Source organism: Cellulomonas chitinilytica (assembly GCF_016862675.1).
Taxonomy (GTDB): Bacteria; Actinomycetota; Actinomycetes; order Actinomycetales; family Cellulomonadaceae; genus Cellulomonas; species Cellulomonas chitinilytica.
The window spans coordinates 451,570-472,912 of the sequence record NZ_BONK01000002.1 but is presented as its reverse complement, the minus strand read 5'-3'; the positions used below and the strand labels follow the sequence as shown (position 1 = coordinate 472,912).

Annotated in this window: 17 protein-coding genes; 8 read left to right on the top strand and 9 right to left on the bottom strand. The window is 73.1% G+C overall.

The window, feature by feature from the left end:
- Positions 1 to 1,453, bottom strand: a 1,453-nt coding sequence (locus tag Cch01nite_RS04645; RefSeq protein ID WP_203749140.1) for a LasA N-terminal domain-containing protein, incomplete at its 3' end; no start/stop codon positions are given.
- A complete protein-coding gene (locus tag Cch01nite_RS04640) occupies positions 1,450 to 1,926 on the bottom strand; it encodes a hypothetical protein (RefSeq protein WP_203749138.1) in 477 nt (158 codons plus the stop codon). The genes Cch01nite_RS04640 and Cch01nite_RS04645, both read right to left, overlap by 4 nt.
- A 200-nt stretch (positions 1,927 to 2,126) precedes the next feature.
- Between Cch01nite_RS04640 and Cch01nite_RS04635 the strand changes: the two genes are divergently transcribed.
- Complete coding sequence (locus Cch01nite_RS04635; protein ID WP_203749135.1) at positions 2,127 to 4,982, top strand: peptidoglycan recognition protein family protein; 2,856 nt, start codon at positions 2,127 to 2,129, stop codon at positions 4,980 to 4,982.
- A 62-nt stretch (positions 4,983 to 5,044) separates the two neighbouring features.
- A complete protein-coding gene (locus Cch01nite_RS04630; RefSeq protein ID WP_239069877.1) occupies positions 5,045 to 6,157 on the top strand; it encodes a glycosyltransferase family 4 protein in 1,113 nt (370 codons plus the stop codon).
- Here the strand turns inward: Cch01nite_RS04630 and Cch01nite_RS04625 are convergent.
- Together Cch01nite_RS04625 and Cch01nite_RS04620 are read right to left on the bottom strand one after the other, a co-directional pair.
- A complete protein-coding gene (locus Cch01nite_RS04625; RefSeq protein WP_203749132.1) occupies positions 6,147 to 7,259 on the bottom strand; it encodes a glycosyltransferase family 2 protein in 1,113 nt (370 codons plus the stop codon). The genes Cch01nite_RS04630 and Cch01nite_RS04625 overlap by 11 nt on opposite strands.
- Positions 7,256 to 8,347 (bottom strand): glycosyltransferase family 4 protein, encoded by a 1,092-nt coding sequence (locus Cch01nite_RS04620; RefSeq protein WP_203749129.1) that lies wholly within the window; start codon positions 8,345 to 8,347, stop codon positions 7,256 to 7,258. The genes Cch01nite_RS04625 and Cch01nite_RS04620 overlap by 4 nt, the downstream gene beginning before the upstream one ends.
- A gap of 150 nt (positions 8,348 to 8,497) precedes the next feature.
- On the opposite strand from Cch01nite_RS04620, the gene Cch01nite_RS04615 reads away from it, so the two are divergent.
- On the top strand, positions 8,498 to 10,999 hold the full coding sequence (locus Cch01nite_RS04615) for a glycosyltransferase (protein WP_239069875.1): 2,502 nt from the start codon (positions 8,498 to 8,500) through the stop codon (positions 10,997 to 10,999).
- A 67-nt stretch (positions 11,000 to 11,066) separates the two neighbouring features.
- On the opposite strand, the gene Cch01nite_RS04610 is transcribed toward Cch01nite_RS04615, so the two are convergent.
- Positions 11,067 to 11,471, bottom strand: coding sequence for a DUF2304 domain-containing protein (locus tag Cch01nite_RS04610; RefSeq protein WP_203749123.1), 405 nt, complete (start codon positions 11,469 to 11,471; stop codon positions 11,067 to 11,069).
- Positions 11,468 to 12,211: a glycosyltransferase family 2 protein gene (locus Cch01nite_RS04605; protein WP_239069873.1), complete on the bottom strand. Its 744-nt coding sequence runs from the start codon at positions 12,209 to 12,211 to the stop codon at positions 11,468 to 11,470. Before Cch01nite_RS04605 ends, Cch01nite_RS04610 begins: the two co-directional genes overlap by 4 nt.
- A 113-nt stretch (positions 12,212 to 12,324) precedes the next feature.
- On the opposite strand from Cch01nite_RS04605, the gene Cch01nite_RS04600 reads away from it, so the two are divergent.
- Together Cch01nite_RS04600 and Cch01nite_RS04595 are read left to right on the top strand one after the other, a co-directional pair.
- The gene (locus Cch01nite_RS04600; protein WP_203749118.1) at positions 12,325 to 13,917 is read left to right on the top strand and encodes a DUF2142 domain-containing protein; all 1,593 of its coding nucleotides are present in this window, start codon (positions 12,325 to 12,327) and stop codon (positions 13,915 to 13,917) included.
- Between the two features lie 71 nt (positions 13,918 to 13,988).
- Entirely contained in the window at positions 13,989 to 15,116 is a 1,128-nt protein-coding gene (locus tag Cch01nite_RS04595) for a glycosyltransferase family 4 protein (RefSeq protein WP_203749115.1), read from the top strand.
- A gap of 18 nt (positions 15,117 to 15,134) precedes the next feature.
- On the opposite strand, the gene Cch01nite_RS04590 is transcribed toward Cch01nite_RS04595, so the two are convergent.
- Positions 15,135 to 15,761, bottom strand: coding sequence for a dTDP-4-dehydrorhamnose 3,5-epimerase family protein (locus tag Cch01nite_RS04590; protein WP_203749111.1), 627 nt, complete (start codon positions 15,759 to 15,761; stop codon positions 15,135 to 15,137).
- A 79-nt stretch (positions 15,762 to 15,840) separates the two neighbouring features.
- Between Cch01nite_RS04590 and rfbD the strand changes: the two genes are divergently transcribed.
- Together rfbD and Cch01nite_RS04580 are read left to right on the top strand one after the other, a co-directional pair.
- The gene (gene rfbD, locus Cch01nite_RS04585) at positions 15,841 to 16,686 is read left to right on the top strand and encodes a dTDP-4-dehydrorhamnose reductase (protein ID WP_203749108.1); all 846 of its coding nucleotides are present in this window, start codon (positions 15,841 to 15,843) and stop codon (positions 16,684 to 16,686) included.
- Positions 16,687 to 16,879: 193 nt separating this feature from the next.
- Positions 16,880 to 18,007, top strand: coding sequence for a glycosyltransferase family A protein (locus Cch01nite_RS04580; RefSeq protein ID WP_203749104.1), 1,128 nt, complete (start codon positions 16,880 to 16,882; stop codon positions 18,005 to 18,007).
- 90 nt (positions 18,008 to 18,097) lie between these two features.
- Here Cch01nite_RS04580 and Cch01nite_RS04575 read toward each other — a convergent pair whose 3' ends face one another.
- Together Cch01nite_RS04575 and Cch01nite_RS04570 are read right to left on the bottom strand one after the other, a co-directional pair.
- Positions 18,098 to 18,976, bottom strand: coding sequence for an alpha-1,2-fucosyltransferase (locus tag Cch01nite_RS04575; RefSeq protein ID WP_203749101.1), 879 nt, complete (start codon positions 18,974 to 18,976; stop codon positions 18,098 to 18,100).
- Complete coding sequence (locus Cch01nite_RS04570; protein WP_203749098.1) at positions 18,973 to 20,247, bottom strand: MATE family efflux transporter; 1,275 nt, start codon at positions 20,245 to 20,247, stop codon at positions 18,973 to 18,975. Before Cch01nite_RS04570 ends, Cch01nite_RS04575 begins: the two co-directional genes overlap by 4 nt.
- Here Cch01nite_RS04570 and Cch01nite_RS04565 point away from each other — a divergent pair.
- Positions 20,203 to 21,321 (top strand): NAD-dependent epimerase/dehydratase family protein, encoded by a 1,119-nt coding sequence (locus Cch01nite_RS04565; RefSeq protein WP_308439198.1) that lies wholly within the window; start codon positions 20,203 to 20,205, stop codon positions 21,319 to 21,321. The two genes, Cch01nite_RS04570 and Cch01nite_RS04565, sit on opposite strands and share 45 nt — an antisense overlap.
- Positions 21,322 to 21,343 lie beyond the last annotated feature (22 nt).

The following is a 21,343-nucleotide window of genomic DNA, read 5'->3' as shown; positions in this document are numbered from 1 at the left end:
AGCGCACCTCGACGGTGCGGCAGCCGAGCAGGGTGTGCGGTCCGCTGCCGATGTTGATGGCGTAGACGCACACGGTGTGGGTGCCGGCGGCGGCGGGGCGGGTGTAGTTGAACCCGCGGGTCGCGGCGGTGCCGTAGGCGGCGGCGACGTCGTTGCGGCCGACGTCGGCGCGCACGGCGACGCCGACGTTGTCGATGTAGACGTGCACGTCGGTCGGGTTGCTGGTGTCGGGGTCCCAGGCCCAGCCGGAGACCGTGATCGAGTCTGCGGTGGCGGTGACGCCCTCGAGGGTCCCGACGGGGGTGTGGTCCACGACCGTGACCGGTGTGCACCCGAGGAGCGAGAACGAGCTGCGGCCGACGCCCATCGAGTAGACGCACACGGTGTGCGTGCCCGGCGCGGCCGCCACGGTGAGGGCGAAGCCGTGCTGGTCGCCGAGCCCGTACGCAGCCCCCACGTCCGCGCGGCCGATGTCGGCGGGGACGCGCGTCCCCGTGCCGTCGACGTAGACGTGGACCTCGTTGCTGGACGACGTGGCCGGGTCCATGGCCCAGCCGGAGACCGAGATCGACGTCGACGTGCTCGTGACCGCCTCCACCCGGCCGATCGGGTCGCCGGCGTCCGGTCGACCGAACCAGTCGGTGTAGTACGCCCAGAAGTTGCGGTTGCCGTACGACGAGCACGAGTCGCCGGTGCCGTATCCCGCGGCGAGCGCCGCCGCGTTCGGCTGGTACGGCGTGTAGTTGTAGAGGCTCGCGGTCGCCTGGTTGGCGATGTAGACCGGGGCCGACCCGCACCGCGCCGCATCAGGGTGGAACAGGACGTTCGCCGTCGCACCCGCCCGGTGGGAGTAGCGCGTCGGGTTGAGGGCGTAGCTGTTGAACTGCCACGACGCCTGGTAGACCTGGTTGAAGAAGCCGTAGTACTTCGCGTCGCACGCCGCGGTGTCCGGGCAGCCGAAGCCCATCGCCGAGCGGTAGCGGGTCGCCGTGAGCGAGGATCCGCTCGCCGTGACGAGCCCCTGCTCCTTCTGGAGCATCACGAGGATCACGCGCGGGTTGATCGAGCACGCCGCGGCGACCTTGGCGATGACCTGGGCCGCCGACTCGCCCGAGGCGCCGGCGTACGAGCCGCGGCACCGGTCGTCGGCCGTCCGTGTCGTCGTGTCGAAGCGGGCGGTCCGCAGGCACGGGGTCCCGTCGCCGGCCGGCTGGCAGGACGGCGCCCGGGCGTCGAGGAACGCCTGGATCTGGTCGGCGCTCATCGACGAGGAGTCCGTGAAGTTCTTGTCCGTGATGATGAGACCGGCGTTGAACCGCGAGTTGTCCGCAGCCTGCGCGCCGCCGGCATGGCCGACCACGACGCCGAGCAGGACCGCCAGAGCGGAACCGACGACGGCCAGCAACCGCCCGACGGGAGGCAGACCTCGGGCAGGGGTCGAAGTCGTGGTCACGGAACCTCTATCGGCGACAAGGCGACAGTTCCTGAGGAACTGGGCGAGACGTATGACACCGTGCCCTGCCACGTCCCGCTCGACAGGCGCGAGCCGGGAACGGCGAGCAGGCCGCAGCTGGTGGACGACGCGTCGGGCTCGGCGGCCTGCGAGGCCTGCGCGGTCGCACCCGCGGGACCGACCAGGTCGAGCGTGCAGGTCCCGCCGGACTCGACGCCCGTGGCGTAGGCGCTGACCTCCACCGCACCGGTGGCCGGCTGCCACCCGGACGTCGTGACGACGATGTCGACCGTGCGGGTGGACCCGCCGTCCCCCGCCGGCACCGGCGCGGTGGGCGTCGGCTCGGTGGGCGTCGGTGCGGTCGCGATGGGGCTCGGTGCTGCGGAGGCGGGCGCCGATGCCGTGGGCGGCGCAGTGGTCGTCGTGGTGTCGCCTCCGGAGGGCCCGGACGGTGTGCACGCAGCCGTCAGCACCAGAACACCGAGCGGCACGATCCATCGGGTCGGCCAGGGACGCTCCGAGGAGGCGAGGACGTCGCGACGTCCCCAGCCGCTACCTCTCAGCACACGCACCCGGCCTCCGATCAATTGCTTCCGCGGCGTGCCACTATCGCATGCAGCGTCGTGGACGCCGTGGTACGACACGGCCGCGGGATCAAGTCAGGGAGCACACAGTGCGAGCACTCACCATGGTCGTCGCCGCGGTCACCGCGTGCGGCGTCGTCGCGCTGCCGACGACCGCGGTCGCGGGCGGAGGCGGGGCGGTCGTGTCGGCCGAGGCGCCGTCCCGGGCGTCGGCGACGGCGGAGCGGCCGGAGCTCGACGAGCTCCCGCTCGCCGGCGTGGACACACCCAGCATCGACGCCGCGGTCGACGAGGTCGAGGCGCTTCGGGCCGACGCGGGGGAGACGAGCCAGGCAGCGCCGGACGCCTCTCCTGACACCGTGCGCGGTCTCGCCCGGAGCGCGCCCGCCGACGCTGCCGACCCCGGCACGGACGGCGCCGCCCCCTCGGTCACCGCGACCCCCGACGTCCTCACGCCCGAGCTCGACACCCGGGAGTTCACCGTCCTCGGGTTCACCTGGGACCCGGGGCCGCAGGACGTCATGGTCGCCTTCCGCGTGCGTGAGTCCGGCTCCTGGTCCGAGTGGCAGGCGGTGGAGGCGGGCGACGTGGCGCCCGACAGCGGCTCTCGCGACGCGGCCCGGAGCTCGCGGTCGGGCACGGACCCGATCGTCGCGTCCGACGCGGACGGCCTGCAGGTGTGGGCGGAGTCCGCGACGCAGGACCTCACGGGTCTGCGGGCGGTCCTCGTCGATCCCACGGTGCGCGAGAGCGACACCACGGCCGCCGTCGCCGCTGCGGCGACCTCCGTGCCGGGGCAGCCGCCGATCATCAGCCGGGCGGCGTGGGGTGCCGACGAGTCGCTGCGCGCGTGCGACCCCGACTACTCGCCCGCGATGCGTGCGGTGGCGGTGCACCACACGGCGTCGGCCAACGGATACTCGGCGGACGAGGTGCCCGCGATCCTCCGCGGCTTCTACGCGTACCACGTGCAGAGCCGCGGCTGGTGCGACATCGGCTACAACTTCCTCGTCGACCGGTTCGGTCGGATCTTCGAGGGCAGGGCCGGCGGGGTCATGTCGACCGTCGTGGGCGTCCACACGGGCGGCTTCAACAGCCGCACGATCGGTATCGCTGCGATCGGCGACTACGGCACGACGTCGGTGCCGGCGGCGCTCGAGGACGCCCTGGTCTCGCTGATCGCCTGGAAGGCGGCGATCCACCACATCGCGGCGGACCAGGACGTCACGATGGTCTCCGGCGGAGGCGCGTCCAAGTTCCCGGAGGGGACCGTGGTGTCGTTCCCGGCAGTCTACGGGCACCGCGACGCCCAGCTGACCTCGTGCCCGGGTCAGAACCTGTACGACCTCCTGCCGACCCTCCGCGCCCGGGTGGCGGCCGTCGCGAACGCCGCGGTCGTGGACTCGCCCGTCGGCGCCTGGGAGGGACTGGAGTCGACACCGTCGACGGTCACGGTCTCGGGCTGGGCGCTCGACCGGCAGACGACCGCGCCGCTCCTGGTGGACGTCGTGGTGGACGGCAGGGTCACCGTCGCGACCGCCGACCGCACCCGCACGGACGTCGGGGCTGCGTACCCGGCCGCAGGTCCGGCGCACGGTTTCGCCGTCACGCTGCCCGTCCCGGCGGGGCGGCACGTGGTGTGCGTCGACATGGTGCGACCGGGCAGCACGGGGGTCGTCTCGCTCGGCTGCCGGGCGGCGTCGGTCGTGAACCACGCGCCGATCGGGGTCGTCGAGCAGCTGCAAGTGTCGGGTGTGACTCTCACGGTCTCGGGATGGACGTTGGACCCGGACTCCGAGGAGTCGACGAGCGTGCACGTCTACGTGGACAGCGTCGGTGTCGCCGTCACGGCCGACGTGGGGCGCGCCGACGTCGCTGCTGCCTACGGCCACGGTGAGCTGCACGGCTTCGCCTACTCCACCGTGGTGCCCGAGGGGCGCCACACCGTCTGCGTGTACGCCATCGACGCCGGCGGAGGAAGCCCGACGACGCTGCGCTGCAGCGAGATCCAGGTCGGGAGCCCGCCGATCGGCGTCCTCGAACGGGTCTCCGTCACCGGTGCGACCCTGAGCGTCACCGGCTGGGCCTTCGACCCCGATCTGGCGGGCCCGACGAGCGTGCACGTGTACGTCGACGGCTCGGGCGTGGCGCTCGCTGCCGACAGGGGCCGCTCGGACGTGGGTGCTGCCTACGGCCGGGACCCGCGCGTCGGGTTCGTGCTCACGCGCTCCCTCACACCGGGACGGCACTCGGTGTGCGTGTACGCCATCAACGCCGGGGGCGCGCCGCACCCGTCGATCGGCTGCCGCGACGTGGAGGTGCGGGACAACGCCCCGATCGGTGTCGTGGAGTCGATCGGGGCCACCGGGTCGACGATCACCGTCACGGGGTGGGCCTTCGACCCGGACGAGAGCGGCTCGACGAGCGTCCATGTGTACTTCGGTGCCACGGGCGTGGCCGTTCCTGCCACGAGGGGTCGCGCGGACGTCGGCGCGGCGTACGGTCGCGACGCGCAGGTCGGCTTCGTCGCGTCGCAGAGCCTGCCGGCCGGCGTGTATCCGGTCTGCGTCTACGTGATCAACACGTGGGGCGCGCCGCACCGGCTGCTCGGCTGCTGGGACGTCGAGATCCGGGACGCCGCCCCGGTGGGTGTGGTCGAGGCGGCATCGGCGGCCGGATCGACGCTGTCGGTCTCCGGGTGGGCGTTCGACCCCGACGCGGCGGGCCCGACGACCGTGCACGTCTACGTCGACGGTCAGGGTGTCGCGGTCGCGGCCGACATCGCGCGCGCCGACGTCGGCGCTGCCTTCCGCCGCGACAGCCGGACAGGCTTCGCGACGACGCGCACGGTCGCCCCGGGGACGCACACCGTCTGCGTCTACGCGATCAACACCTGGGGTGCGCCGCACCCGTCGCTCGGTTGCCGCACCGTGGTGAGCAGGTGACTGGCGCGGAAGGCTCTCCCGCCGACCCGCTGGATCCCGGTCGCACACCCCGGCACGGTGACGTGTCCCGGTTGCGCGTCGCGATGACGCTCGAGCAGTGCTGGCAGCCCGTCCCCGGTGGCTCCGGGACATACATCGTCGAGCTGGCGCGCGCCCTCGGATCGCTGGGCGACGTCGACGTCGTCGGCCTCGCGGCCCGGCACGGGAGCGACGAGCAACCTCTCCTCGACGCAGGGGTGCCGGTGCGCAAGTCCCGGCTGCCGCGTCCCGCGTTGTACGAGTCGTGGAACCGGCTGCGCAGGCCGCTCGCGGAGGATCTCGTCGACACGGACGTCGTGCACGCCACGACGTGGGCGGTACCTGGGACGCGCCGTCCCTTGGTCGTCACCGTCCACGACCTGGCCTTCCTGCGCGAGCCCGCGCACTTCACGGCCCGCGGGAACGCGTTCTTCCGGCGGGCGCTGCGGATCGTTCGTGACGAAGCCGACCGCGTCGTCGTCCCGTCGGGGGCGACGGCCGACGAGTGCGTCGCCGAAGGCATCGAGCCACGAAGGGTCGAGATCGTCCCGCACGGGGTCCGTGCGGAGGACGTCGACCGCACGGCGCGCGCCGCGTGGCGCCGTCGGTTCGACGTCCCGGGCCCCTACGTGCTCTGGTGCGGGACGCTCGAGCCGCGCAAGAACGTGCCGACGCTCGTCGAGGCGTTCGCCCGCGCCCGGCGGGCGGGGTTGGCCGACCACACGCTGGTTCTCGTCGGGCCCGAGGGCTGGGGAGCCGCCGCCGACCAGGTCCGACGCGCGCTCGACCAGCTTCCCGCCGACGCGGTCCGCCTGCTCGGCCGGCTCGATCACGCCGACCTGCAAGCCGCGTACGCGGAGGCGGACGTGTTCGCGTTCCCGTCCGTCCGCGAGGGCTTCGGGATGCCCGTGCTCGAGGCGATGGCGCACGGCGTGCCGGTGGTCACGACCCGGGGGAGCGCGATGGCGGAGTTCACCGGGCAGCACGCGGAGCTGGTCGGCGCCGAGGACGCGGACGACATCGCGCAGGGCCTCGTGCGCGCGGCGGGGTCGTCGGACCTCGACCGCGCCGAGATCCGGACCCACGCGGAGCGGTACTCCTGGGACTCCGCGGCGCGGGCCCACGTGCGCGTGTACCGGGCGGTGGTCAGCTCCTGAGACTGCCCGACGGTGCCGGCGCGACGAGCGCGCGCTCCACGACCGCCCGGGGCACCCGTGCGTCGCGGCCGATCGTCCGGCGCTTGCTCAGCATCGTCGGGACGAGCCGCAGGTAGGACGCGAGGACCCTGAGGCGCACCCGGACCTGTCTCGTGGTCGCCGTGCGTCGCAGGGCGACCGAGGCCGTCGTGAGCACGAAGCGGGCCGGAGACCGCCAGGCGAGCCCCGGGGTGGCGTTCTTCGCGAGGACGAGCAGCCGGTTGCGCCAGTCGTAGAAGAGGAACAGGTCGCTGCCCTCGCGGGTGGAGGCGGCGTGGTCGTGGTGCAGGACCGCGTCCTCCGCGTACTCCACCCGGTACCCGGCCAGGCGCATCCGCCAGGAGAGGTCCGAGTCCTCGTAGTAGAGGAAGAGGTCCTCGTCGAACAGGCCGACGTCCCGCAGCGCCGACAGCCGCAGCGCTGCACCTGCGCCGCAGAACCCGAACACGTCCGCGGCCGGATGGTGCAGGTCCGCGCGCGCGAGCCAGCCTCGGTCCACGCCGTACCCGTCGGTCCGCACCTGGTTGCCGGTGGAGTTCACCAGGACGACGTCCCCGTCGGCGTCCGCCACCCAGCGTCCGTCGGGCCCCTCGACGACGCCGGTGTCGCCCGGGTCGGCGGCGCGGAAACGAGCGGCGAGCAGGACACGTCCGGTCACGACCCCGACGTCCTCCGGCGCCGCCATGAGGCGACCCGCGAGGCTGGCGACGAAGCGGGGGTCGGGGACGGCGTCGTTGTTCATCAGGACCACGACCGGCGACGTCACCTCGCGGAGCGCGAGGTTGTTGCCGCCGGCGAAGCCGCGGTTCTCCGAGGAGACGATCACCCGGACGTCGGGGTGCTGCGCGGCGATCGCCTCGGCGGTCCCGTCCCGGGAGTCGTTGTCGACGACGACGACGTCCATCCGCAGGTCGCCGAGCACCTGGGTCGCCAGCGAGTCGAGACACCGGAGCACGAGCTCGCGCGCCCGCCAGGTCACGACGACGACGGTGACGTCGGCGCTCGACGACCTGTCGACCGCCCCGCCGCCCACCGGCCCGCCTACGGGCCCGGACGTCGTCATCGCGCGATCTCGCGGTAGGCCCGGGCCGTGAGGTCCGCCGTCGACGCCCACGTGAACCGGGCGGCCCAGGCGCGACGTCCGGCGCGTGCCTCCTCGTCGTCGGGGAGCTCGAGCACGGCCCGGAGCCCTTCGGCGAGGGCGGCGACGTCGAGCGGGTTCGCGAAGACGGCGTGCGTCCCCGCGACCTCGCGGAGCACGGGGATCTCCGAGGCGAGGACGGGGCGACCGGCGGCGAGCGCCTCCAGGACCGGAAGCCCGAAGCCCTCGTCGAGCGAGGGCAGCACCAGGGCGCGGGCACCGGCGACGAGGGAGCGCAGCTCGCCCTCGCCGAGCCATCCTGTCGGCACGACGTGCGGCCCGCCCCCGACGTCCGCGGCCCGACCGGCCGGGCCGGCGAGCGCGAGCGTGAGGCCGCCTGAACGGACCCGGCCGAACGCCTCGACGAGACGACGGAGGTTCTTGCGCGGACCCAACGAACCGACGAACACCACGTAGTCGCCCGTGAGCCCGTGGTCGGCGAGCCACCTCTCGGTCGGCGGCGAGGCGAGCGACCAGCCCGGGTCGACACCGAGCGGCGTCGCCGTGACCTGCGACTCGGCGAGCCCGTAGAAGTCGCGCACCTGGCCGGCTACGTGCGCCGACGGCGTCAGCACGTGCGCCCCCCGCCCGACCGCCCGGCGGACCAGGCCGCGGTAGGCGAGGTCGGCGGGGGAGACCGTGTCCGTGTGCTCCTCGTACGTCAGGTCGTGCACCGTCACGACCTCGGCGGCGCGCCAGGCGGGTGGGACCACGAAGTTGACGCCGTGGAACACGTCCGTGCGCCCCACGAGGGCTTCCGCCGGCGGGAACGGCGCGACGCGCCACGCGGCCCTCAGGGCGCGTGCCGGCACCCGGTACCCCACCTGACGGATCCCGGGGGGCAGGGCGGGGACGCGGCCGCCGCGCAGGGTCCAGGTGCTGACGCGCAGGTCGGCGACGACCCCGGCGCGCGCGAGCGCACCGGGGAGCTCCGCGAGCAGGTGGGTGGTGTAGCGCCCGATCCCCGTCCGTGGTCCGAGGAGCGGGGTGGCGTCGAGCGTGATCCGCACCCCCGGATGATCGCACGCACGGGGGCGGCGCTCGTCCCTCGCTCGCCGGGGCGCGAGCGGGGGTCGGCCACGTCCCGACTAGACTCCGACGTCGGCATCCCGGTGCTGGTGGGCGCCAGCCCTCGACGGGACGTCCAGGACGGAGGACCGGTGAGTCGATCGGCCAAGCAGGTGCCCCCGGTGCGCCGAGGAGTCGTCTCGGTCGTCGTGGTGAACTACCGCGGCGCCGACGACACGATCGCGTGCGTGCGCGGCCTGACGCAGGTCGACTGGCCCGCGGGTGACCTCGAGGTCATCGTCGTCGAGAACCACTCCGGCGACGACTCCGCCGAGCGGATCCGCGCGGCGTGCCCCGACGTCACCCTCGTCGAGGCGGGCTCCAACACCGGCTTCGCCGGCGGGTGCAACCTCGGGGTCACCCACGCGACCGGTGAGTACGTCGCGTTCCTCAACAACGACGCCCGCCCGGACGCCCAGTGGGTCGCCGCGGCCGTCGAGGTGCTCGACGCGGACCCGTCGGTCGGCTCGGTCGCCAGCAAGGTGCTCGACTGGGACGGGGAGCGGATCGACTACGTCGACGGCTCGCTCACCTGGTTCGGCATGGGCTACAAGCGTGAGGTGGAAGACGTCGACGACGGCTCTCACGACGTCGCGAAGGACGTGCTGTTCGGCACGGGTGCCGCGCTGTTCGTGCGGACGCAGCTGTTCCGCGAGATCGGCGGGTTCGACGAGCGCTTCTTCATGTTCTACGAGGACGTCGACCTCGGCTGGCGCATGAACCTGCTCGGCCACCGGGTGCGGTTCGTGCCCGGGTCCGTGGCGTACCACCGTCACCACGCGACGATGAACAAGTTCGGCAGCTACCGCGAGAGCTACCTGCTCGAGCGCAACGCGCTCATGACGCTCTACAAGAACCTGGACGACGCGTCGCTCGCCCGGGCGCTCCCCGCGGCCATGGCGCTCTCCGTCCGGCGCTCCATCGCGCGGACGGACACCGACGCCACCGTCCTCGACCTGCAGCGCAGCCCCGGCGGCGAGCAGGAGGAGACCCTCACGCTGCCCAAGATGGCGCTGACGGGGCCGTTCGCGATCGACTACTTCGTCGACAACCTCCCGGGCCTCGCCGAGACCCGCACGGACCTGCAGACGAAGCGGCGACGCACGGACCACGAGCTGTTCCCCCTGTTCCGGCGCGCGCTCGAGCCCGCGTACCCCCACCCGGCCTACGTGCGGGGCCACGACGCGCTCGTGTCGGCGTTCGGGATCGCCCAGCACTTCGTGTCCCGGCTGCGCGTGCTCGTCGTCACGGGCGAGCCGCTGACCGAGCGCATCGCGGGGCCGGCCATCCGGGCCTGGGAGATCGCCTCGGCGCTGTCCGGCGACCACGAGGTCCGGCTCGTGTCCTCGCGCGGCGTGGAGGTGACCGACCCGCGCTTCTCCGTCGAGCACGTCCGCCCGAAGGAGCTGCGGGCGGTGACCGACTGGGCCGACGTGATCGTCTTCCAGGGCTTCCTGCTCGACGGTGCGCGCTGGCTGCACCACACGAAGCAGATCGTCGTGGCGGACGTCTACGACCCAATGCACCTCGAGCAGCTGGAGCAGGCGCGCGACCTCGGGCCCGAGGGCCGGCGTGCGCAGGTCGCCGCGGTGACCCACGTGCTGAACCAGCAGCTCCGCCGCGCTGACTTCCTGCTGTGCGCGTCGGAGAAGCAGCGTGACTTCTGGCTCGGCCAGCTCGCCGGGGTCGGGCGGGTCAACCCGGCGGTGTACGACGAGGACGAGTCGCTCGACAACCTCATCGCCGTGGTGCCGTTCGGGATCCCCGACGAGCCCCCGGTCCAGCGTCGGCACGCCATCAAGGGCACGGTCCCCGGCATCGGCCCGGACGACAAGGTCATCGTGTGGGGCGGCGGGATCTACAACTGGTTCGACCCGCTCACGCTGCTGCGGGCCGTCGCGAGGCTGTCCGTCGACCATCCGGAGGTCCGCCTCTTCTTCCTCGGCACCAAGCACCCGAACCCGGGCGTCCCCGAGATGAGGATCGCGTACGAGACACGGGAGCTGGCCGACGAGCTGGGCCTGACCGACAAGGTCGTGTTCTTCAACGAGGGATGGGTGCCGTACGCCGAGCGCGCGGACTACCTGCTGGACGCCGACGTGGGCGTCTCGACGCACTTCCACCACGTCGAGACGGCGTACAGCTTCCGCACGCGCATCCTCGACTACCTGTGGGCCGGGCTGCCGGTCGTGGCGACCGACGGGGACGCGTTCGGCGAGCTCGTGCGGGAGAGGGGCCTGGGCGTGGCCGTCAGCCCGGAGGACGTGGACGGGCTGACGCAGGCCCTCGAGTCGATGCTCTTCGACGCCGAGGCGAGCGCCGCGGCGAGGGCCGCGATCGCCCGCGTCGCCCCGGAGTTCGCCTGGTCGCGCACCCTCGCGCCCCTCGTCGAGTTCTGCCGGTCGCCGCGACGGGCGGCCGACCTGGCGCAGGACCTCGGCGAGCTCGAGATCGACTCGACGCCCCCGCCCCCGCCGTGGAAGGGCGTCCGTGGCGACCTCAAGCTGCTCAAGGAGTACCTGTCCGAGGGGGGGCCGGCCGAGGTCGTCCGGCGTGCCTCGGGCCGGGTGCAGCGGCTGGTCACCCGACCCTGAGCGGGTCCCGCGCCTGGGCCGAGCGTCGACCCGACGACTCCCGTCGGTGACGCTCGGCTCTCGCCGGTCAGCGGTTCGAGGCGTCCGACCCGGGGCCTGAGGCGTCGGGCCCGGGCTGCGGGTTGCCCGCGGCGGCGGCGGCGCGCTCGACGTCGAGCCGCAGGAGCGCGACCTCCTCCGCGAGCGTGCGGGTCTCCTCCTCGAGGCCGGAGACCTCGACGCTCAGCTGGATGCAGACGAACAGCAGCACGATCAGGGACGCCGAGAACAAGAGGTTGCTGGGCGTCTGGATCCCGACCAGGGACGTGAGCCCCAGCATCAGCTCGGGGAATGCCGCGAGGATCGCGACGGCGATGCCGACCGCGATCCAGATGAAGGCGTACTTCTCCCGGACCCGCCGCGACCGCAGCAGGACGACGAGGAAGACGACGATCCCCAGGGAGGCCGCGATGGCGAAGCCGTACCCGCTCATGACGCGTCCTTGTGTGCCGGGGCCGACATGGGCCGTGTGACGGCGATGAGCAGCGCGAGTGCGGCTCGGCCGAGGAAGATCGCCGCCCGGCCGGGGCTCTGGGACGGCGTCCCGGCCGAGCGTACGCGCATGCGGACGCCGACCTGCCGGATCGTGAGCCCGGCGCGGCTCGCGATCACGAGCGACTCGACCGTGTCGCCGAGGTACTCGGCCGGGTACTCCCGGGCGAACAGCTCGATGCCGCGTCGGTCGCACGCGCGGAACCCCGACGTCGTGTCCGTGAGGCGGACCTTCGCGATGCGGGAGATGACGAAGGACAGCATGCTCATCGCCCACCGGCGCGGTCCACGCGCCGTGTAGTCGCCCTCGCCGGCGAAGCGCGCGCCGACCGCGAGGTTGGCGCCTTCGTCGAGCATCGCGACGACTCGTGCGATGTCGACGGGGTCGTGCTGACCGTCCGCGTCGACCTGGACCGCCCGGTCGTACCCGTTGCGCAGCGCGAAGCGGTAGCCGGCCCGCATGGCCCCACCGACGCCGAGGTTGAGGGGCAGGTCGAGGAGCATCGCGTGGTGCGACGCGCGGACCACGGCCGCGGTGTCGTCCGTGGAACCGTCGTTGACGACGAGGACGTCCGCCGCAGGGGCCTCGGCGGCCAGCTCGGCGAGGACGCGGGGCAGCGACTCCTGCTCGTTCCATGCCGGCACGATGACGAGCAGCCTGGGTCCCGTGTCCTGTTCCACGACGCGCAAGAATAGCCGCTCGCCCGGCGCCTCCCGCCGATCCCGCGCTCGCGGAGCTCGCTCGACCGTGGGGCGGAGCGGGCGGGAGCGGTCTGGTTGATACCATCTGCCGCGTGACTTCACGATTCGTACCACCCGCAGGGGGGCCGGCATCGCGGGTGATCGGCATCGTGGGTCTCGCGGCCTTCGTGCTGTCCCTGCTCGCCTGGGCCCTGGCCTCGCCCGTCGGCGCCACGCCCGACGAGGACTACCACCTCGCCAGCATCTGGTGCGGGCACGGCGCCCGGTCCGGGCTCTGCGAGCCGGGTGAGACGTCCACCACCCGGGAGGTCCAGCAGCGGCTCCTGTCGTCCCCGTGCTTCGCGTTCCAGCCGCCGGAGAGCGCGGCGTGCCAGGGGCCGATCATGAACGACGACACCGAGCTCGTCGAGACCCGGCGCGGGAACTTCGACGGCTCGTACCCGCCGCTCTTCTACTTCACGATGAGCTTCCTCGTGGGCGACCACGTCGCGGACTCGGTGATCCTCATGCGGGTCATGAACATCCTCGTCGTCGTGCTGATGCTCGCGGCGACGTGGCTCGCCGCACCGTCCGGTCTGCGCCGGGGCCTCGTCGCGGGTGTCGCGGTCACGGTCGTGCCGCTGGGGATGTTCCTGCTCCCGTCGATCAACCCGTCGAGCTGGGCCCTGCTCTCCGCCATGACGCTGCCGATCGCCGTGCTCGGCTACATCACGACGGAGGACAGGCGACGCCGCCTGCTCCTCGGGGCGCTCGCCGCCGTGGCGCTCGTCATCGGCGCCGGTGCGCGCGCGGACGCCGCGATGTACGGCGCGCTCGCCATCGGCCTTGCCGGGATCATGACGCTGCGCACCGGCTGGGCTCACGTGCGGCGACTGGTGTATCCGGCCGTGCTCGGGGTCGCCGCGCTCTTCGCCTTCTTCACCACCGGGCAGTCCGAGTCGATCCAGGGCGGGGCGTCGGTCACGATGTCGTTCCCGGCGTTCCTCCGGCTCATGGGAGACATCCCGGCGCTGTGGACGGGCGCCCTGGGCAGCTGGGGTCTGGGCTGGCTCGACACCTACATGCCGGCGGTGGTCTCGATCGCGGCATGGGGTGCGTTGGTCGGGGTCGTGTTCGCCGCGCTGGCCGGTGCCGACCTGCGCCAGCTCGCGGCACTGGTCGTCGGGGGCGTCGCCGTGTGGGTCGTCCCCACGTACATGCAGTACCTGTCCGGATACCCGGTCGGCGCATCGGTCCAGCCCCGCTACATCCTCCCGATCATCGTGATCATCGCGGTCGTCGCGGTCTCGCGCGTGAGGGGGCCCGCGGTGCGCTGGTCCGGCGGGCAGTGGCTGCTGGTCGTCGCCGCCCTGTCGGTCGCGAACGCTGAGGCTCTGCACTTCAACATCCGCCGGTACGTCACGGGTGCCGAGGTGGTGGACCCGAACCTCGGGAACGCCGTCGAGTGGTGGTGGCCGTCCCTCCCGGTCGGCCCGATGCTCGTGTGGCTGACGGGCGCCGTGACGTTCGCGGTCGCCGTCGCGCTCCTGACGCTGCCCATGGTGCGTGCGTCGGACGCCGTCGAACGCCGGGACCCCGCCGACGAGGCGGAGCCGGGCCTCGACGGGACGCCCGACAGCGAGCCGACCGCGTCGCACGACGCGCTGGTGATGCCGGGGGAGCCCGTCGCCGGGACGGCCCGCTGACCTGCGTCGTCGCCGGCGCGGACGGCTGCGCGTCGCCGGGCCGGACGTCACGGGTAACCTAGGATCGCGGGGTGCGTCTCCTCCTCGATGCGACCGCCGTCCCCCCTGACCTGGGCGGGGTTGGGCGCTACGTCGACTCGCTCGCCGCCGCGCTGAGCGAACTCGGCGTCGACCTCGTCGTCGCCTGCCAGCAGCGTCTGGCGGACGGTCTCGCCGAGAGGGTTCCCGCCGCCGAGGTCGTCGTGGCTCCCTCGAGCGTCTCGAGCCGTGTGGTGCGGCTCGCCTGGGAGCAGGCGGGTCTCCCGGCCTTGGCCCGACGCACCGGCGCCGACGTGCTGCACTGCCCGCACTACACGATGCCCGTCGGCGGCCCGATCCCCGTCGCGGTGACGCTCCACGACGCGACCTTCTTCACGCACCCCGACCTCCACTCGCAGGTGAAGGCACGGTTCTTCCGGGCGGCGACCCGCCGGGCGGTGGCGAAGGCCGGCGCGCTGGTGGTGCCGTCGAAGGCGACCCGGGACGACGTGATCCGCTTCGCGGGCGGCTCGCCCGAGCGGTTCCACGTCGCGTACCACGGTGTCGACACCGCGCAGTTCCACCCGGCGCCGGCAGCGGAGCGGGACCGGGTGGCACGGTCGCTCGGCCTCGAGGGCAAGGACTACATCGCCTTCCTCGGCACGCTCGAACCGCGAAAGAACGTGCCCGCCCTGGTCAGGGCCTGGGCCCGAGCGGTCGAGGAGCTGCCCGACCCGCCGGCGCTGGTCCTCGCGGGTGGACCCGGATGGGACACCGAGGTCGGGCCGGCGCTGGACGCGGTCCCGTCCGGTCTCACCGCGCTCCGCCCCGGCTACCTGCCGCTGGACGACCTCGCCGGGTACCTGTCGGGTGCGACGGTGGTGGCGTACCCGAGCCTCGGTGAAGGGTTCGGGCTGCCCGTGCTCGAGGCGATGGCGTGCGGCGCCACCGTGCTCACCACGCGTGAGCTCTCGTTGCCCGAGGTCGGGGGCGACGCCGTGGCCTACGCCGGTGTCGACGAGGCGAGCATCGCGCTCGAGCTGCGAGAGCTGCTCGGCGACCCCGCGCGCCGGTCCCGGCTCGCGGGAGAGGCGGTCGCGCGGTCCCGGCAGTTCACGTGGGCTGCGGCAGCCGCAACCCACGTCGAGGCGTACGAGCAGGCTCTCCGGCAGGCGCGCTGACGGCTCGTCGCGCTCCCGTCAGAGCCGGGTCGAGGGCAGCGAGCTGACGAAGGCCGCCACCTCGTCGGCGCGGGGGAGCAGGCCGGACGTCAGGGCGTCGGCCAGCGACGGTGCCGTCGCGTCCTTGTCGGAGAGGCGGAGCGTGAGCGGTGAGCCGTCCCGCGCGGTGGTGGGCCAGGTGATGCCGAGGTCGGCGTCGAGCGGGTGGACACCGTGCTCGCGACCCGGCGCATAGGGCGTGGAGCACAGATACATCACCGTCGAGTCGTCCTCGAGCGACAGGAAGGCGTGCCCGAGTCCCTCGGCGAGGTAGATCGCCCGGCGGTCGACGTCGTCGAGCAGCACGGAGTCCCACGTGCCGAACGTCGGGGAGCCCACCCGCAGGTCCACGACGACGTCCAGGACGGCCCCCTTGGGGCACGTGACGTACTTCGCCTGGCCGGGTGGCACGTCGGCGAAGTGGATGCCGCGCAGGACCCCGCTGGCCGACACGGAGCAGTTCGCCTGCGCGAGGCCGAAGTCGTGCCCGGTCGCCTGTGCGAACGACGCCCCGTGGAAGTACTCGAGGAACGTCCCTCGGGCGTCGCCGTGCTGCGTCGGGGTGATCTCCCAGGCGCCAGGCACTGCGAGCTCGCGGTAGGTCATGGTCTCCCTTTCGACGGTGGTCGCAGGACACCCTATCGAGGCGGGTAGCCTGCTCCCGTCGTCGAGAGGGGAAGCTGCTGTGCGTTGGCTCGTCGTTGGTGCCGCAGGGATGCTCGGCCAGGACGTCGTGGCGTGCCTGCGGACGCACGGTGAGGATGTGGACGCCCTGACCCGCGCGGACCTCGACGTCACGTCGCAGGGCGCGGTGGAGGCTGCGGTCCGAGGCGTCGACGTCGTCGTCAACTGTGCCGCGTACACAGCCGTCGACGCCGCGGAGTCGCAGGAGGCGACCGCGTTCGAGGTCAACGCGGTCGCGCCGGCCGTGCTTGCACGCGCCAGCGCGTCGAACGGCGCGAGGCTGGTGCACGTCTCCACCGACTACGTCTTCGACGGCACGTCCGAGCGACCGTACGGCGAGGGCGATCCGCTGCGGCCACGGTCCGCCTACGGTCGGACGAAGGCCGCGGGGGAGTGGGCGGTGCGGGCGGAGGCGCCGGACCACCTCATCGTCCGGACCGCGTGGCTCTACGGCGCCCACGGCCCGTGCTTCCCGAAGACGATCGCCCGTGTCGCCGCGGAGCGCGGGGGGCTCGACGTCGTGGCCGACCAGGTCGGCCAGCCCACATGGACGGCGGACGTCGCCGACCTGCTGGTGCGACTGGTCGCGACTGGCGTCCCGGCGGGCACCTACCACGGGACCGCGTCCGGCCGGGCGACCTGGCACGAGTTCGCGCAGGCAGTGGTCGGTGCAGCCGGCATGGACCCGTCGATCGTCCGGACGACGACGAGCGCCGAGTACGTGCGGCCGGCGCCGCGTCCCGCCTTCTCGGTGCTCGGGCACGACGCGCTCCTCGCGGTCGGGGTCGACCCGATCGCGGACTGGCGTGACCGGTGGTCGACCGCCGCTTCGCAGGTCCTCGCCTGACGTCCCCGGCCGGGGCGATGCGTGCTCTTCGGCGGGAGTGTGACATCGTCCTGCCCGTGAGCCCCGCGCTTCGTGCCTGCCCCGGCTCCTCGCTCGGCCGAGTGCTTCCAGGCGCCGCCAGCAGGGGCGGCGGGTGCGGTCCGGACGCGACTCGCCCTGTTCGTGAGCGTCTCAGCAAGGATCGAGGAGTCCGTTGACACACGACCCGGCCGGTACGGCAGATCCCTCGACCGCGGCCACCCCTGGTGCAGACGAGTCCGTCCTTCCGGGCCTCAGCGTCGTGATCCCCAGCTACAACTCGGCGCAGTGGCTGCCCGCGACGCTGTCCGCGCTCGACACGGCGATCGTGGCGGCGGGGCTCACGGCCGTCGAGATCGTCGTGGTCGACGACGGCTCGACCGACGAGACCACGGCCGTGCTCGCGGGGCTCGCCGAGCAGCTGAGCACGCGCCTGACCGTCGTCCGCACGGAGAACCAGGGGCGTTTCCTGGCCCGCTGGACCGGCGTCACGCGAGCCGCCTTCGACGAGATCATGCTCCTCGACTCCCGGGTGCTGGTCGACGCCGGCTCCCTGCGGCACGTGCTCGACGTCCGCCGCGGCGGCGAGGGCGCCGGGCCGTGGAACGCCCACGCCGAGACCGCCACGGACGCCGGGCTCGTCGGCCTCTTCTGGGAGGTGCCGACGTACGTGTTCTGGGGTGAGTACCGCGCCCGGCCGCGTCCGATGCTCATCACCCCCGAGAACTTCGACCAGGTCCCGAAGGGCACGACGTGCTTCGTCGTGTCGCGCGCCCTCTACATCGAGGCCAGCCTCGCCTCCTGGCCGCAGGAGCACGCGCACCTCGTGTCCGACGACACGAAGATCCTGCGGCACATCGTGCGCAGCGCACCGATCCGCATCGACCCGGGCTTCAGCGTCCAGTACCGGCCGCGGCAGTCGGTCCGGGGGTTCCTGTCGCACAGCTTCGTGCGGGGGACGCTCTTCGTGAGCAGCTACGCCGGCACCTCGCGGCTGCGCGACCTCATCCTCGTGCTCCTGGCGGCCAGTCCTCTGGTCGCCCTGGCTGCGCTCGTCTGGGCCGCGCTCGCGGGCGTCGTGGGGCCGGTGCTGCTCGCCCTCGTCGTCCTGGCGGCCGTCGCCGTGCTCACGCCCGCGACGGTCGCGCTCAGGCGGGGCTGCCCGCCGCGGGCCGTGCTCGCGTTCCTGTGCTACCTGCCCGTGTTCGGCGTGGTCTTCTGGGCCGGGCTGTGCCGGGGCCTGGTGGTGCACCGCGCGGCGTTCGCCGGGCGGGGGACGCCGGACGAGCAGGCGGCGGACTAGGGGTTCCCGGCGCGGCGAGGACGACTCCACCGCGCCGGAGCTCCTCGCCGCGCGTCGCGGTCCGCGCGCCGGCCTCGGGCCGAGCGTGGGTCAGCGCGCGTCGAGCGTGACCCAGCCGGGCTCGAGCATGTCGGCGCGTGCGCTGCCGTCGGCCGTCCACGGCCGCGGCGCGACGACGAGCGGGTCGCCGCCCTGGCTGCTCATCAGGGTCGCGGCCCACCAGCTGAAGCTCGAGTTGCTCATGATCATGGCCTGACCGGCGGCCATCGCCTTCAGCGTCGCGACGGTCCCGAGCGGCAGGTCGCGCTCGACGAACTCGAAACCTGCCGACGCGTCGCCGAGCTCGCGACGCACGACGTCGACGGAGTCCGTGAACACGCGGACCCCCAGGTCCAGCCCGGTGCGCCGCACGAGTTCGACCGCGCGACGGGCGTACTCGACGGTCGCGAGGAACACGGCCGGCCCGTGGAGGTAGTCACCGCGGCGCAGGTGCAGCGTGATCGCCGGGTTGGCGCGCATCTCGGCGATGATCCGCGTCTCGTCGGGCGTCTCCGGGCTGTCCCACAGGCTCGCGACGAGGTCGGGGAGCACCGTGGGGAAGTACTGCGACGACTGGAAGTAGCCCAGCAGCGTCGTCCCGCGCCCCACCTGGTGGATCGCCGGGGCGTACCGCTCGACCGAGCGCTCGACGAAGACCTTGCCCGGCAGCTCGCGGGGGATCGGCAGGTGGCGGCCCGTGGGGACCCGCACGGTGCGCCACGGGCTCTGCTCCGGAGACAGCACCTGACCCGGTGTCGTCACGGCGTCGAGCCCATACGGGTGCAGGTGGTTCACCGTGAAGTTCGACACGTCGAGGTAGAGGGGGCAGTCGAGGCGGCGGGCCTGCTCCCAGCCGGCTCCGAGGATGAAGAGCTGGTTGCCGAGGCCGCCCGCCACGTAGGCGACGATTCCGTCGCGCGTCGTTCTCACGTGAGTGTCCGCTCCTGAAGGGGTGGGGTTGTCGTGTTGGCACGTCGGACGAGCAGCAGGAAGGCCCCGAGGACGGCGGCGCCGACCGCGGCCTGGATCCACATGAGCGTCGTGACGTCGGGCAGCGCGAGCGTGAAGCCCACGGCCTGGACCGCGATCGCGACCAGCACGGTGACGGCCGCGGGCCGGGAGGCGTCGGCGGTGAGCCGGATGAGCACGGCCTGGGCGACCATCCACGGCAGGTAGACGAGGGACAGCGGCACCAGGAACGTCCCGGTGTCCTCGAAGCCGGGCCCGTAGACGAGGTTCGCGATGAAGTCGCCCGCCACCCAGAACACCAGGGTCAGCAGGAGGCCCGAGGCGGCCGTGATCCCGATGGTCAGCATCTCGCCGGTCCGCACGAGCGAGACGTTGTGCCGGTTGCGCACGAACCTCGGCAGCAGGTAGAGCGACAGCGTCGACGGCAGCATGAACGACGCCTTGACGAGGATCGCCGCCGAGGCGAAGTTGCCCGCGACGTCGCCCGGCGCGCCCGCGCGGACCATCACCACGTCGGCGTTGATCAGCCACGCCATGGAGGCGCTCAGCGCCAGCACGGTCAGCCCGGACGGGTTGAACACGCTCGCGCGGGGATGCGGCATCCGGCGGGTGGTCATCCGGGCGCCGACGAGCGCGAGCGCGGTGGCGACGAGCACCGAGCCGAGGACGCCCCCGATGCCGAAGCCCACCCACATCGAGACGAGGACGAGCAGGACCCGGGCGATCAGGGAGACCGTCGTCCAGGCGACGGCGCCGAAGGCGTTCCCGGAACCCTGCAGGACGCCGACGTCCTCGGCGAGCCAGAAGCTGAGCGGGATCGCGAGGGCCGCGAGCAGGACGATGACGCTGTCGGTGTCGAGGCTGCGCGCGAGCGCCGGGGTGAGCAGCGCCACGACGAGCGCGGCGCCGACGCCGAGGATCGTCGCGTCGCTGACCCGTCGCCCCGCCTTGTCCGCCGCGGCCACGGTCGGCGCGGCGAGCTGCTCGGCGGTCCTGACCGCCACGGAGTTCTGCAGGGCCGCGCTGGCGATCGCCGCGACGTTGAGGATGGCGAGGAAGGCCGCGAGGAGCCCGAACTCGGAGGGCCCGAGGGCACGCGCGGACAGGATCTGGAAGGCGAGCGCCGCGAGCGCGCCCACGACGGTGGCCACGCCGATCAGCAGCACCGGGAGCGCGTGGTTCGCCGCATGCTGGCGGAAGCCGCCGGCACGCGGGGATCGGGTCGTTCTCATCCGCGGCAGGCTATCCCACCGGTGGCGCGGACCCGGCAGCGTCCCGGGGCGACTAGACTCTGGCGCCGGTCCAGATGGTCCGCCCGGTCACGGGCACGACCCGCCGGGCAGGTTGTCCGGGGTGGCCCGGTCGTGACGAACGGAGCGAGACAGATGCGCGTGATGCTCACTGGTGCCGGCGGCATGCTTGCGAAGAGCATCGCCGCCGCGTGGCCGGCGGACTCGCCCGACGAGCTGGTCCCCGTGTCGCGTCGGGACGCCGACCTGCGCGAGCAGGACCAGGTGCGCGCACTGTTCGCCCGGGTCGAGCCGGACCTCGTGATCCACGCGGCCGCGAAGGTGGGCGGGATCGCCGCGAACGTCGCCGACCCGTCGGGCTTCCTCATGGACAACCTGCGGATGGACGCGAACGTCCTCGACGCGTCGCTGCAGTCCGGCGTCACGCGGTTCCTCTACTTCGGCTCGTCCTGCATGTACCCGAGGGACTACCGGCAGCCGCTCGTCGAGCAGGACGTGCTCGCGGCGCCGCTCGAGCCGACCAACGAGGGCTACGCGCTCGCCAAGATCACCTCCGCCCGGTTCTGCGAGTACGTGTCGCAGCAGTTCGGCCACGCCTACCGCGTGGTGATCCCGTCGAACCTCTACGGACCGAACGACGACTACTCGCTCGGGCACGGCCACCTCGTGGCCGCGACGATCGCGAAGGCGCACGCCGCGAAGACGTCGGGAGCCGCCACGATCGACGTCTGGGGCGACGGTTCGGCGCGCCGCGAGTTCACGTACGTCGAGGACCTCGCGGGCTGGGTCGTCGAGCACCTGCCCACGATGGCGCAGTGGCCCGTGCTGATGAACGTCGGCAAGGGCGAGGACCACAGCGTCCTGGACTACTACCGGGCGGCGCTGCGCACGGTGGGCTACGAGTGCGAGCTCGTGCCCGACCCGTCCAAGCCGGCCGGGATGCACCAGAAGCTGATGGACTCGACGCTCGCCCGCTCGTACGGGTGGACGCCCGGCACCTCGCTCGACGACGGGATGCGGACGGCGTACGCCCGCTACCTCGACACGCTCTCCTGACGACACAGCCCCCGACGAAACG